The sequence below is a fragment of the Saccharopolyspora sp. NPDC045839 genome (assembly GCF_056431645.1).
On record NZ_JBWKKH010000004.1, the window covers coordinates 98,944 to 111,553 of the forward strand.

Genomic DNA, 12,610 nt, shown 5'->3' on the forward strand with positions numbered 1-12,610 from the left:
CGGCCGACCGTCCACAAGGGCCTGCCGGGATGTGATTCGGCACGAATGCGGGGGATCGGTGCTTCTCGCCGCCGCTGACGTGGCAGCATTCGAGCCCGGAAGCTTCAGCGTGGGAGGGGGACGGGTGCGCGTCCTGTCAGTGGATCTCGGCACCTCGAACACCGTCGCGGTCCTGTCCGCGCACGGTCGGCCGCCGCGGGTGGTCGAGGTCGACGGCTCTGCGACCATGCCGTCCGCGGTGTTCGCCACCGAGGACGGCGGGATCATCGTCGGCCGCGACGCCGAACGCCGCGCCCGGCTCGACCCGTCCCGGTTCGAGCCGAACCCGAAGCGCCGGGTCGACGAGAGCACCCTGCTGCTCGGCGACAACGTCATCACCGTCACCGACGCGCTGGCCGCGGTGCTGCACCGGGTCGCGGAGGAGACCACCCGGCAGCTCGGCGGCGCCCAGCCCGACGAGGTCCGGCTGACCCACCCCGCGCAGTGGGGCACGGTCCGCCGCAACGTGCTGCTGTCCGCCGCCCGGTTGGCCGGTTTCACCTGCAACCTGGTGCTGATCCCGGAACCGGTGGCCGCGGCCGCGCACTTCGCGTCCTTCCCGGACCGCACCCTCGGCGCCGGGCAGGCGCTCGCCGTCTACGACCTGGGCGCGGGCACCTTCGACTGCGCGATCGTCGGCGCCACGCAGAACGGGTTCGCGGTGCTGGCCGAGGACGGCCTGGCCGATCTCGGCGGGTTGGACGTCGACCAGGCGCTCCTGGAGCACGTCGGGCGACAGGTCTCCAACAAGGACCCGCAGCGCTGGCAGCGGCTGCTGCGCCCGGAGAGCACCGGCGACCGGCGGGCCCAGCGAGCCCTGCGCGAAGACGTCCGCGCCGCGAAGGAAGCACTCTCCCGGCACCCGCAGACCGAGGTGCCGATGCCGGAGCCCTTCGAGGACGTGCTGGTCACCCGCGCGGAGCTGGAAGCGCTGGTGCGGCCGAGCATGCTGCGCAGCGTCGAGCTGCTGGCCGCCGTGCTGCGCTCCAACGCGATGAACCCGGAGCACCTCGCCGGCGTGTACCTGGTGGGCGGTTCCAGCCGGTTGCCGCTGGTCGCCAGCCTGATCGGCGAACAGCTGCGGATCGTGCCGACGACGCTCGACCAGCCGGAGACCGCCGTCGCGCTCGGGGCGCACCACGTGTCCCGCGACGGTGCCGCGATGTGGACCCAGGACATCCGGTCCAGCCCGCAGTCGGGCCCGGTCGCCATCCCGCAGACCGGCCAGCCGCAGGCGCCGTACCGGGAGCCCGACACGGTCCGCACGTACCCCGTCGCGCCGCCCCCGCAGCAGCCCCACCCCCAGCCGCCCGCGGACGTGTCCCGGCGCAACCGCAACATGCTGATCGGCCTCGGCGCGGTCGCGGCCGTCGCGGTGATCGTCGCGATCGTGGCGATCGTGTTCCGCGCCACCAACGGCTCCAGCGCGCCCAGCGCGGCGGATTGCTTCCAGCCCGGCACCGTCAACGCCGAGGGCTTCACCGCCTGCCTGGGCAACCTCGCCGGCACCGTTCCGGAGCACGCCAACTGCGCGCCGGGCTGGCAGCGGATCATGCCCGGTCTGCGGGAGCTCGACGGCACCGTGGTGTCCTGCTCGATCGGCAACCCCAACGAGGGCACCCAGATCGTCTACACCCAGCTGGACACGATGGAGGCCGCGCAGCGGCGCGCCGACCTGCTGCTGGAGTTCAACGGCGTGACCAGCGACCAGGTCGAGGCGGACTGGAGCGGCAACGGCCTGACCGGCACCTACCGCGCGGTCACCAGCGACACCTTCGGCACCCTGGTGTTCACGGTCGGCGACCGCCCGCTGGTCGGCATGGTGCTCAAGCCCAACGGCGACAAGCAGCTCGACCCGAACAAGCTGGCCGACGAGTTCGAGAAGTCGGTCCAGCCGGGAACGGCCTGATTCGGCGCCTGGTTCAGCGCCGGTTGCGGCGCTCCCACAGGAAGCGCACCGCGAGCACGATGACCGCCAGCAATCCGGCGCCGATCACCACCTGGCCCAGCGGCGTCGACAAGCCGGTCGGATCGGCCTGCAGCAAGAGCAGCACATCACCAGGGTACGGCCGCCGCGTAGGCTGGCGGGCGATGCGCCACACTGCTTTCCGCCAACGCATGGCCGACGAATTCGGCCGGGTCCGCGCCGAGATGCTGGCCCAGGACCACGTGTTCTCGTCCCTCGACGGGCGGACCGTCGACCAGGCGCTCGAGGCCGGGTTGTCGACCAAGGAGGTCTGGCAGGCGGTCTGCGACGCCTTCGAGGTGCCCGCCGAACGGCGCTAGGACCCCGCTTCCTCCTTGCGCTCCGTGGTGCGGGGCTCCGCGGGCCGGCGTTCCGGGACTTCGAAGTCGGCCCACAGGTTCTGCGCGCTGATCTGCTGCTCGGCGCTGCGCCCTGCTTCCAGGTAGTGCTGGTAGGCGCGGCGCCGCTCCTCCTGCATGTGCCGCCACGTCTCGGCCTGCACCAACCGGCTCTGCTCCGGTGTGGGGTGGCCGTCGGCCACGGCCTTCTCGGCCTTGCAGAGCGGTTCGATCTCGGCGATCCGCCGCTCGTCGGCGAGTCGCTGCTCGGGGACCTCCTCGGCGGGCGGTTCGTGGTGCCGGTAGCGGACGTAGGGGTTGTCCTGCGGCAGTCCGCCGCTGACCCGGCCGTAGAACCCGAGGAACATCAGCAGCATGCCCGCGATCAGGCTGAACACCACGTTCTGCAGCTTGAAGGCGAACACGTTCCAGGGCGTGTTCAGCAGGCCCAGGTTGATCAGCCCGGACAGGAAGAACAGCACCCCGACCGCGGCGGTGGTGGTGGAGGCGACCGGTCCGCCCCAGGCGGCGGCGCCGACCAGGATCGCGCCGACCACCACCGAGACCACGGCCAGCAGGCCGTTGCTGGACAGGCCGATGACGTCGATGCCACTGGTGGTGAACAGCGGCACCTGGTTGGCCAGCCCGAGCACGCCGAAGGCGAGCAGGAACGCGCCGAAGATGGCCGCCCCGACCCGGTAGAACCGGCTCAGCGGGTGGTCTGGTGGCAGGTAGCGGTCCATTCGCATGGTCGGCACCTCCTCGGGACCCGGGCGGGTTCGCCAGTTGGTCTTCCGAGTGTCCGCCTCGAACACGGTGATCGCACCGTCACACGGTCGGGTGACATCGCTGGCGTGTCGGGAAGTTGATCGAACATCCGTTCGTCTAAGATGAGGCGCGTGGGATCGGACCACCGGCGCACCCCGCGACGGAATTGTCGGTCCCTGCCCGTAGCGTCTGATCTGACACACGACGACGAAGTTCGACTCGACCGAGGTGGACCCCCGATGGCAGCGACACCGGACAAGGGCAAGGCGCTGGAGCTCGCGCTCGCCCAGATCGACAAGCAGTACGGCAAAGGGTCGGTCATGCGGCTCGGCGACGAGTCGCGCGCACCGATCGAGGTCATCCCGACCGGTTCCATCTCGTTGGACGTCGCGCTGGGGATCGGCGGTCTGCCGCGAGGCCGCATCGTGGAGATCTACGGCCCGGAGAGCAGCGGTAAGACCTCCGTCGCGCTGCACGCCGTGGCCAACGCGCAGAAGCTGGGCGGCACCGCGGCGTTCATCGACGCCGAGCACGCGCTGGACCCGGAGTACGCCAAGGCGATCGGGGTGGACACCGACGCGCTGCTGGTGTCCCAGCCGGACACCGGTGAGCAGGCGCTGGAGATCGCGGACATGCTGATCCGCTCCGGCGCGCTGGACGTCATCGTCATCGACTCGGTGGCCGCGCTGGTGCCGCGCGCCGAGATCGAGGGCGAGATGGGCGACAGCCACGTGGGTCTGCAGGCCCGGCTGATGAGCCAGGCGCTGCGCAAGCTGACCTCCGCGCTCTACAACGCCAAGACCACCGCGATCTTCATCAACCAGCTCCGCGAGAAGGTCGGCGTGATGTTCGGCTCGCCGGAGACCACCACCGGTGGCAAGGCGCTGAAGTTCTACTCGTCGGTGCGCCTGGACGTGCGGCGGATCGAGACGCTGAAGGACGGCTCGGACGCGGTCGGCAACCGGACTCGGGTCAAGGTGGTGAAGAACAAGGTCGCCCCGCCGTTCAAGCAGGCCGAGTTCGACATCATCTACGGCATCGGCATCAGCCGCGAGGGCTCGCTGATCGACATGGGCGTCGAGCAGGGCATCATCCGCAAGTCCGGTGCCTGGTACACCTACGAGGGCGACCAGCTCGGCCAGGGCAAGGAGAACGCCCGCAAGTTCATGCGGGAGAACCCGGACATCGCCAACGAGATCGAGAAGCGGATCAAGGAGAAGCTCGGCATCGGCGCGACGCTGGACGCCGAGAATGCCGAGCCGGCGCCGGTGGACTTCTGATCCGGCCGACCACCTGTTGATCGCCTTTTGGACATTGGGTGCAGATGAACGGTGACGGTACGCGTCGGGGGAGCGGTGCACGGCGCCGCTCTTCCGGCGACGCCCCGCCGGAAGCCGCGGCCGACGAGAAGCCGCGGCGCAAGCCGGACGATCCGGAGCAGTTGGCCCGGGACACGGTGTACCGGCTGCTCGCGGCCCGCGCGCGCAGTCGTTCGGAGCTGCGAAAGGCCTTGCTGCGCAAGGAGATCGACGAGGAAGTCGCCGACGCCGTGCTGCAGAAGTTCGTCGACGCGGGCCTGGTCGACGACGCCTCGTTCGCCGAGGAGTGGGTGCATTCGCGGCAGCGGTACCAGGGACTGGGGCGCAAGGCGCTGGGCTTCGAGCTGCGCCGCAAGGGCGTCGACGAGCACCTGGTCGACGCGGCGTTGTCCACTGTGGATGTCGATGCGGAGGCGGAGCGGGCGCGGGAGCTGGTGCAGCGCAAGCTCCGGGCGATGGCGAACCTGGACCACGCGACCAAGATGCGCCGCCTCGTCGGGATGCTGGCACGCAAGGGCTATTCCGAAGGTCTCGCCTTCCGCGTGGTACGGGAGGAAATCGAGCGCTCCGGCGACGACGCTCCGGACCCGGACCTCGAATCCCCGTGACCGACAGCGTCGCGGCTTCGTCCGCCTGCTGAGCGAGCAGACCTGCCGAGCGGCCGTGCGCGATGACGCGCCGCCCGCTCGGCTTTGCAGGCACCCGGGATGCGCTGCTGGAGGTCATGGCCGAGGTCGGCACGGGCGGGGTGTGATCCAGCCGGGCGGGTCGCGTGTGGGCCGCCTCTCAGAATGGGACGGCGGTACCGGAATGTCGCCGCCGGCTCGTAGAGTCGCCAGCCATGACGACCTTCGCCGACGTGCGGCACATCGTGTGGGACTGGAACGGCACGCTCCTCGCGGACAACGACGCAGTGGTGGCGGCGGTGAACGCGGTCTGCACGGCCTACGACCGCGAGCACATCGACATCGACGAGTGGCGATCGGTGTTCAGCCGCCCGCTGCTGCAGTGCTACGAGCGGCTGCTGCGGCGATCGCTCGGCGAACAGGACTGGGCGCGCATCGACGTGCTCTACCACGAGGCATACCGGGAACTGCTGCACACCTGCGGACTCGCGCAGGGCGTGCCGCACGCGCTGAAGGACTGGGCGACCGCCGGCCGCACCCAGTCGCTGCTTTCGATGTGGTTCCACGACGAACTGGTCCCGCTGGTGACCGACATGGGCCTGCACCCGCTCTTCGAGCGCGTCGACGGGCTCCGCGACGACATCGGCGGCGGGTCCAAGGCCGAGCACCTGCGCCGCCACCTCGCGGCGCAGGAAATCGACGCACGCGACGTGGTGCTCATCGGCGACGTGCTGGACGACGCGTACGCGGCGGAGCAGGCCGGCACCAAGTGCGTCCTGGTGACCACCGGCGTGATGAGCCGGGCGGCGCTGGAGACGTCCGGATTCCCCGTGGTGGACTCGATTCCCGAGGCGCTGACCACCATCGCCGCCTGATCCTCACCAGGCCGACGGCGGGCTCGTCGTGACGATCCGGGTCCACGGCCCCGGCGGCACGTCGACGTCGTCTACGAACCGCCAGTCGACGACGTCGTGCTCGCCGTCGAGCTCGCGCAGGCCGAGGCAGCCGTTCAGCGCGGGGGAGACGTCCATGCCCGCGCCGTTGAACCGGGTGTTGGCGGGTCGGCGGTCGTCGGCGCCGAACACGTAGGCCGCGTCGGTGTACTCGCCCGGCCCGGCGTCCTCGATCTGCCCGAAGCAGACCGCGGCGCCGTGCTGGATCCGAACCCAGCGGTTCTTCATGAGGCTGGTGGAGCGGTCCGCGGCGCGGCCCGCGTAGCCCGGATCGCCGGCCCACGGCACCACCCGGCCGCGCTGCTCGAACGCGGCCGGGTGGTTGCGGTCGTCGAAGGGCAGGTCCAGGTAGAACGGGTTCTGCCGCGGCGTCATCCTGGTGGGGAAGAAGTCGTTGGCGGCGGTGCGCCGTTCGGTGTCGCACCGGCTGTCCCGCTCCACGCCGTCGCAACCGCCGTAACTCGCCAGCCAGTCGGCGTCGTAGGCCGACAACCGCTGGCTGCCGTCCGGCGAGTCCGGGTCGAGCACCTCGCCGACCCAGAACGTGGTGGCCACGATGCCGGTGTGCGGCGGATACGCCCGGCCGTCCGGTTCCGCCGCGTCTCCGCCGCAGGCCGCCGCGATCAGGACGGCGACCGCGACCATGCTCGCCGTCAGCAGAGCCATCTCAACAGGTAGGTCCACGGCAGGCGGGCGCAGACGGCCTCGGCCTTCGGCCTGACGTTCTCCTGCAGCCGGTAGTCGTCCGTGGTCAGCGAACCGGCGCGGGTCAGGGTGAGCCCGAAGCTCAGCCCGGTCGTGCCGTCCGGGGCTGCCGGTGTCGTCCACGCCGCGGACGCCCAGTTCGCCGAGGCGGCGAACCACGGGCTGGTCGTCCAGTAGCGCCAGATGCCGTCCTGATCGCGGCGGTAGACGGCGAGCTGGGTGGGCGCGGTCGACTTGTACCAGGTGCTGAGCTCGTAGGTGTTGTTCGGGTGCGCGGCCGGCGCGGCCTCGCCCATGTCGAGCTGCTGCAGGAGTTTCGCCTCGCCGCTGGCGTATTCGGTGATGTCCAGCCGCTGCGCCCAGCGCCCGTCGTGCGCGTCGGCGATACGGGTCCATTGTGGATTGTTCTGGCCCCAGCTGCTCTGCACCCAGCCGCGCGGGCCCGGCTCTTCCAGCGACGCGTTGACCAGCCCGTCGCGCGGCGCGGGCGCCGGCGGGCGGACCAGCGGGCGGAACCCGCCGCCGATCACCTGGTCGACCGTGCGCACCACCGTGCCGTGCGCCTGCCGCTGCGCCAGCCAGGACGCGAACTGGTCCAGCACGGCCGGGCTGATCGACAGCGACCCGCAGAAGTCGCAGGTCTGGTGCAGCACCAGCGGAACCCAGCCGCCGCCGGAGGCTTCGGCCCGCAGCACCACCTGCTGCAGGTCCGCCAGCGTCCAGTCGGGGGTGACCGTGTCGGTGCCGCGCACCACCAGCGGGTTCACCGGCGGTATCGACTCGGCCGGGGCGCAGTCCGGGCAGCTGTTCTTGGTCAGGAGGCTGCCGGTGACCCGCGCGCTGTTGTAACCGCAGTCCGCGGCCGCCTGCTCGGCCTCGCGGCTGAAGCTGCCGTACGGGTAGGCGAACGAGGTCGGCCGGAAGCCCCAGCCGGCGAGGTTGGCCCGGTCCTGGCAGATCTCCCGGCGGGCTTCGTCCGGTGCACCCTCGGCGAGGTCGGGGTGGTTGACGGTGTGCCCGCCGATCTCGTGCCCGGCCGAGGCGAGCGAGCGCAGGTCGTCGAGGCTCAGGTAGCCGCGCGTGCCGATCGATCCGGACACGACGTAGAAGGTGCCGTGCATCCCGTGCTTGCTGAGGATCCGGGCGCCGGAGGTCTGTGAGACGCTCCCGTCGTCGACGGTGAAGGTGACCACGGTGTGCGGTGTCTGGGCGTCGGCATCGCCTGGCATGCCGAGGAAAACGGCCAGCAGGGTGGCGCTGGCGCAGGCGAGGGTTCTGCTCAAGCCTCTGCGGACCGCGCGTGTTCCGTCCATCGCACCTGACCGCCAACCGGTCGACGGATACTGACCGGCATCACGCTACGGACGGCACAGGCGGAGGCGGAACCAGTCGCTGCGGGGCGCCGGTTACCGCGTTTGACGGAGGCCGTGAGGCTTTTCGGGCTGCTGCAGCGGCTGTTCACAACTCGCCTCGCGCCTGCGGAGGCTGTGCACGCTTGGTTTGAAGTCAACGGCCTGTTCACCGCGATAGGCGAGGTGAGCGGCCCGTTCGCGCCACTTGACTCGCGCAATCGATTTGCGGTGAACGGCCCGTTCACCTCGATAGACGAGGTGAACGGGCCGTTCGCGCCATCCGCTCGACGCGGCCTGGCCCGGCTAGGGGCGCAGCGCGGCCGCGTCGCGGGCGAGCTGCTCGATCTGCGCCCAGTCGCCGGCGGCCAGCACGTCCTTCGGCGCCAGCCACGAGCCGCCGACGCAGCCCACGTTGGGCAGCGCGAGGTAGTTCGGCGCGGTCTGCGGGCTGATCCCGCCGGTCGGGCAGAACCGCAGGCCCGGCAACGGCCCGGCGATCGCCTTGAGGAACGGCACGCCGCCGCTGGGCTCGGCGGGGAAGAACTTCATCGCCGTCGCCCCGCGCTCGGCCAGCCGCATCGCCTCCGACACGGTGCTCGCGCCGGCCAGGAACGGCACCCCGGATGCCTCGACGTCGTCGAGCAGCCGGTCCGTGATGCCCGGCGTGACGAGGTAGCGGGCGCCGGCGTCGGCGGCCCGCTTGGCCTGCCCGGGTTCGGTGATCGTGCCGGCTCCGGCGACCATCTCGGGCACCTCGGCGGCGATGCGCTCGATCGCGGGCAGCCCGGCCGGGGTGCGCAAGGTGACCTCGATGGTGCGGATTCCGCCGCGCAGCAGCGCCTCGGCCAGCGGCACCGCGTGCGCGACGTCGTCCAACGCCACGACCGGCACCACGGGCGCGAGTTCCAGCACGTCAGCTGCAGTGTTCATGGGTGGTTCATCCGTTCCTAGTGCGTGTGACGCTCGGCCGGGGACCCGTGCGTACTTCGTGTCGCCATGGCAGCTCAAAGTACTCACGGGTCCTGACCAGCGCTGTCATGCTGTCACGTCGGCGGGCTGCGCAGTCGGCGGCGCGAACACGCTGGCGCCGCGATCGGCCCGCCCCACGGCCTGCCGGAACGCCGCGAACAGTTCCCGGCCGGTGCCGTACTGCGCCCCGGGCGCGGCCGGTGCGTTGTCGCGCGCGGCGAGTTCGTCGTCGGGCACCAGCACCTCCAGGGTGCCGCGGTCGGCGTCGAGCCGGACCACGTCGCCGTCGCGGACGCGGGCCAGCGGCCCACCCGCGCTTGCCTCCGGGGTCAGCTGGATCGCCGCCGGGATCTTGCCGGAGGCGCCGGACATCCGGCCGTCGGTGACCAGCGCGACCTGGTGGCCGCGGTCCATCAGCACGCCCAGCGCGGGCGTCAGCCCGTGCAGCTCCGGCATCCCGTTGGCCTGCGGACCCTGGTTGCGGATCACCACCACGACGTCGTGGTCCAGCTCGCCGGCCTGGAACGCGGCCGTGAAGCCGTGCTGGTCGTCGAAGACCCGGGCCGGGGCGGTGACGGCGCGGTGTTCCGCGCTGACCGCGGAAACCTTGATCACCGACCGCCCGAGGTTGCCGTCGAGCACCCGCAGCCCGCCGTCGGGGGCGAACGGCTCGTCGACGCCGCGCAGCACGTCCGGGTCCAGGCTCTTCGCCGGCGCGTCCCGCCAGACGAGCTCGCCGTCCTCCAGGAACGGCTGCTGCCGGTAGCGGTCCAGCCCAGGGCCGGCGACCGTCTTGACGTCGGGGTGCAGCAGGCCCGCGTCGAGCAGCTCGCCGACGAGCGTCTGCACGCCTCCGGCGGCGGCGAAGTGGTTGATGTCGGCGGAACCGTTGGGGTAGACCTTCGCCAGCGACGGCACGACGGCGGACAGGTCGGAGAAGTCGTCCCAGGTCAGCTCGATGCCGGCCGCGGCGGCGATGGCCACCAGGTGCAGTGTGTGGTTGGTCGAACCGCCGGTGGCCAGCAGCGCGACGACGGCGTTGACGATGGCCCGCTCGTCGATGATCTCGCCGACCGGCGTGCGGTCGGCGTCGCGGCCGAGCTGCACGACGCGCCGGGCGGCCTCCTCGGTGAGCGCCTTGCGCAGCGGGGTGCCCGGCGGCACGAAGCTCGACCCCGGCAGGTGCAGGCCCATGACCTCGACGACGAGCTGGTTGGAGTTGGCGGTGCCGTAGAACGTGCAGGTCCCGGGCGAGTGGTACGACGCCGACTCCGCTTCCAGCAGGTCCTCGCGGCTGGCCTTGCCCTCGGCGAACAGCTGCCGGATGCGGCTCTTCTCCCGGTTGGGCAGCCCGGAGGGCATCGGCCCTGCGGGCACCAGCACGGTCGGCAGGTGGCCGAACGACAGCGCGCCGATGAGCAGGCCAGGCACGATCTTGTCGCACACCCCGAGCAGCAGGGCGCCGTCGAACATCTCGTGGGAGAGCGCGACGCCGGTGGCCATCGCGATGACGTCGCGGGAGAACAGCGACAGCTCCATGCCGGTGCGGCCCTGGGTGATGCCGTCGCACATGGCGGGCACGCCGCCCGCGAACTGCGCGACGCCGCCCGCTTCGCGGACCGCGTCCTTCAGCCACGCCGGGTATTCGGCGTACGGCTGGTGCGCGGAGAGCATGTCGTTGTAGGCGGAAACGATCGCGATGCCGGGCTTGACCGCTCCGCGCACCGCGAGCCGGTCCGGGCCGCTGCACGCGGCGAAGCCGTGCGCGAGGTTGCTGCAGGGCAGTTCGGTGCGGGCCGGACCGACGGCCCCGGCCGCGCGGATGCGCTCCAGGTACGCGGCGCGGGACGCGGAGCTGCGGTCCGCGATCCGCTGGGTGACCTGGTCGACGACGTGCTGCATTGGCGGCGCCATTGATCGCCTCCGGAAGAATTGCGAAATGCGGGGCGGCGACGACGGTGGCGCCTCATGACGGCCATCACACTAACGGGTGTGGCCTGCATTTCACAATCGATACAGCTTGTTTACCTGCGGCGACCTCGACGACTCCTAGCCGACTCGGCGCCGGTGGACGCCCCACACCCCCACTGCGGCCGCGGCGAGGATCACGGCTCCGATAGCGGTGCTGACGTGCAATGCATCGGTCCACGCCTGGCGGGCTTGGTCGAGCAGCTCGGCGCCCTGCTCCCCGGGCAACCGGGTGGCCAGCTCGACCGCAGCGCCGATGCCACCGCGGGCGGCTTCGGCGGCTTCCGGTGCCACCGAGCCGGGGATCGCCCCGCCCAACCCGGCGCGGTACACGGCGGTGCAGATGCTGCCGAGAACGGTGACCCCGAGCGCCAGCCCGAGCTCGCCGCAGGTTTCCTGGAGTGCGGTGGCCGAACCGGCGCGCTCCGGCGGCGCCGCGCCGACGATCGCGTCCGTGCTCGAGATCATCACCGGAACCACGCCGACGCGGAGCACGATCGTGCCGATGACCAGGACCGCGAGCGCGGCCGGGCCGTCGGCCTGGGTGAGCACGCCGGTTCCGGTGGCGGCGATGACGAGGCCGGTGGTCAGCAGGACCGATGGCCGGAACCGGCGGGCGAAGGTGGCGGAGCAGGCGGACAGCGCGATTCCGGCCACTGTGGACGGAAGCAGCCAGAGCGCGGCCTCCAGCGGTGGCAGCGCGAGCACGCCCTGCAGGTGCTGGGCGAGGACGAAAGTGGTGCCGGCGTTGGTGAAAACGGTGAGCGTCACCGCGACCAGCGGAACGGCGAACGCGCGGTCGGCCGGCAATCCCAGGTCGAGCATCGGATGTGCCAACCGGCGTTGGCGGCGGATGAAGGCGTGACCGAGCCCTAGGCCGCCGGCGATCGCGATTCCCGGCACCAGCTGCTCGTTTCCGGCCGACAGCTCCTTCAGCCCGTGGACGAGGACGAGCACGGCACCTGCCGACAGCAGCGCGCTGGCGAAGTCCGGGCGGTCGCCGGCGCGGTCGCGGTGGGCGGGGAGCAGGAACGGGCCGGTGATCAGCAGCAGCGCCATCACCGGGATGGCCAGCAGGAAAACCGAGCCCCAGTCGGCGAATTCCAGCACCAGCCCGCCGGCGACCGGGCCGAGCGCGTTGCCCGCGGTGAAGCTGGCGACCCACCAGCCGATCGCGACCGTGCGCTGCTCGGGGAGCGGGAACATGGCGCGCAGCAGCGCGAGGGTCGCCGGCATCAAGGTCGCGCCGGCCGCGCCGAGCAGCGCTCGCGCCAGGACCAGCACCTCGGCGCTGGGGGCGAACGCGGCGAGCAGCGAGGCTGCGCCGAACGCCACGGCGCCCGCGAGCAGCAAGCGGCGGTGCCCGATCCGATCGCCGAGCGATCCCATCGAGATCAGCAGCGCGGCCATGACGAACCCGTAGACATCGACGATCCACAGCAATTGCGGCCCGGTGGCGGCGAGATCGGCGCTCAGCGTCGGCAACGCCAGGTGCAGCGCGGAGTTGTTGATGGCCAGCAGGGCGGTCGGCAGGGCGAGCACGGCCAGCCCCGCCCACTCCCGCCGCCCGGCTGCCCGTTTCGGCTGATCCATGGGCCTGCACGCTA

12 protein-coding genes are annotated in these 12,610 nt (G+C 71.5%); 5 read left to right on the top strand and 7 right to left on the bottom strand.

What is annotated here, in order from left to right; all coding sequences use genetic code 11:
• The first annotated feature begins 124 nt into the window (after positions 1 to 124).
• Positions 125 to 1,948: an Hsp70 family protein gene (locus AC07EQ_RS07775; RefSeq protein WP_478387226.1), complete on the top strand. Its 1,824-nt coding sequence runs from the start codon at positions 125 to 127 to the stop codon at positions 1,946 to 1,948.
• A gap of 13 nt (positions 1,949 to 1,961) precedes the next feature.
• On the opposite strand, the gene AC07EQ_RS07780 is transcribed toward AC07EQ_RS07775, so the two are convergent.
• A complete protein-coding gene (locus AC07EQ_RS07780; protein ID WP_478387228.1) occupies positions 1,962 to 2,093 on the bottom strand; it encodes a hypothetical protein in 132 nt (43 codons plus the stop codon).
• 37 nt (positions 2,094 to 2,130) lie between these two features.
• Here AC07EQ_RS07780 and AC07EQ_RS07785 point away from each other — a divergent pair, with 37 nt between their 5' ends.
• Positions 2,131 to 2,325 (top strand): DUF3046 domain-containing protein, encoded by a 195-nt coding sequence (locus AC07EQ_RS07785; RefSeq protein WP_132482831.1) that lies wholly within the window; start codon positions 2,131 to 2,133, stop codon positions 2,323 to 2,325.
• Here the strand turns inward: AC07EQ_RS07785 and AC07EQ_RS07790 are convergent.
• Positions 2,322 to 3,092 (bottom strand): DUF4383 domain-containing protein, encoded by a 771-nt coding sequence (locus tag AC07EQ_RS07790; RefSeq protein ID WP_478387231.1) that lies wholly within the window; start codon positions 3,090 to 3,092, stop codon positions 2,322 to 2,324. The two genes, AC07EQ_RS07785 and AC07EQ_RS07790, sit on opposite strands and share 4 nt — an antisense overlap.
• A 258-nt stretch (positions 3,093 to 3,350) precedes the next feature.
• On the opposite strand from AC07EQ_RS07790, the gene recA reads away from it, so the two are divergent.
• The 3 genes from recA to AC07EQ_RS07805 all read left to right on the top strand — a co-directional run bounded on the left by recA (position 3,351) and on the right by AC07EQ_RS07805 (position 5,931).
• On the top strand, positions 3,351 to 4,391 hold the full coding sequence (recA, locus tag AC07EQ_RS07795; protein ID WP_190817403.1) for a recombinase RecA: 1,041 nt from the start codon (positions 3,351 to 3,353) through the stop codon (positions 4,389 to 4,391).
• Between the two features lie 38 nt (positions 4,392 to 4,429).
• Positions 4,430 to 5,038 carry a regulatory protein RecX gene (locus tag AC07EQ_RS07800; protein ID WP_478387233.1) on the top strand — a complete coding sequence of 203 codons (609 nt, stop codon included), beginning with the start codon at positions 4,430 to 4,432 and terminating at the stop codon, positions 5,036 to 5,038.
• A gap of 233 nt (positions 5,039 to 5,271) precedes the next feature.
• Positions 5,272 to 5,931 carry an HAD family hydrolase gene (locus AC07EQ_RS07805; protein ID WP_478387235.1) on the top strand — a complete coding sequence of 220 codons (660 nt, stop codon included), beginning with the start codon at positions 5,272 to 5,274 and terminating at the stop codon, positions 5,929 to 5,931.
• Positions 5,932 to 5,934: 3 nt separating this feature from the next.
• Here the strand turns inward: AC07EQ_RS07805 and AC07EQ_RS07810 are convergent, their stop codons facing one another.
• From AC07EQ_RS07810 to AC07EQ_RS07830, 5 genes are all read right to left on the bottom strand, one after another.
• Entirely contained in the window at positions 5,935 to 6,675 is a 741-nt protein-coding gene (locus AC07EQ_RS07810; protein ID WP_478387237.1) for a hypothetical protein, read from the bottom strand.
• Positions 6,663 to 7,997: a polysaccharide deacetylase family protein gene (locus AC07EQ_RS07815; protein ID WP_478387239.1), complete on the bottom strand. Its 1,335-nt coding sequence runs from the start codon at positions 7,995 to 7,997 to the stop codon at positions 6,663 to 6,665. The genes AC07EQ_RS07810 and AC07EQ_RS07815 overlap by 13 nt, the downstream gene beginning before the upstream one ends.
• Before the next feature lie 372 nt (positions 7,998 to 8,369).
• Entirely contained in the window at positions 8,370 to 8,996 is a 627-nt protein-coding gene (gene eda, locus AC07EQ_RS07820; protein ID WP_478387241.1) for a bifunctional 4-hydroxy-2-oxoglutarate aldolase/2-dehydro-3-deoxy-phosphogluconate aldolase, read from the bottom strand.
• A 105-nt stretch (positions 8,997 to 9,101) separates the two neighbouring features.
• Positions 9,102 to 10,949, bottom strand: a complete 1,848-nt coding sequence (gene edd / locus AC07EQ_RS07825) for a phosphogluconate dehydratase (protein ID WP_478387243.1) — start codon at positions 10,947 to 10,949, stop codon at positions 9,102 to 9,104.
• A 135-nt stretch (positions 10,950 to 11,084) separates the two neighbouring features.
• A complete protein-coding gene (locus tag AC07EQ_RS07830; RefSeq protein ID WP_478387245.1) occupies positions 11,085 to 12,596 on the bottom strand; it encodes an MFS transporter in 1,512 nt (503 codons plus the stop codon).
• Between the last annotated feature and the right edge of the window lie 14 nt (positions 12,597 to 12,610).

Bases quoted from the DNA above. Each gene is read 5' to 3' on its own strand.
- AC07EQ_RS07785 (WP_132482831.1), top strand. From the start codon at position 2,131: ATGCGCCACACTGCTTTCCGCCAACGCATGGCCGACGAATTCGGCCGG.
- AC07EQ_RS07790 (WP_478387231.1), bottom strand. From the start codon at position 3,092: ATGCGAATGGACCGCTACCTGCCACCAGACCACCCGCTGAGCCGGTTC.
- recA (WP_190817403.1), top strand. From the start codon at position 3,351: ATGGCAGCGACACCGGACAAGGGCAAGGCGCTGGAGCTCGCGCTCGCC.
- AC07EQ_RS07805 (WP_478387235.1), top strand. From the start codon at position 5,272: ATGACGACCTTCGCCGACGTGCGGCACATCGTGTGGGACTGGAACGGC.
- AC07EQ_RS07810 (WP_478387237.1), bottom strand. From the start codon at position 6,675: ATGGCTCTGCTGACGGCGAGCATGGTCGCGGTCGCCGTCCTGATCGCG.
- eda (WP_478387241.1), bottom strand. From the start codon at position 8,996: ATGAACACTGCAGCTGACGTGCTGGAACTCGCGCCCGTGGTGCCGGTC.
- edd (WP_478387243.1), bottom strand. From the start codon at position 10,949: ATGGCGCCGCCAATGCAGCACGTCGTCGACCAGGTCACCCAGCGGATC.
- AC07EQ_RS07830 (WP_478387245.1), bottom strand. From the start codon at position 12,596: ATGGATCAGCCGAAACGGGCAGCCGGGCGGCGGGAGTGGGCGGGGCTG.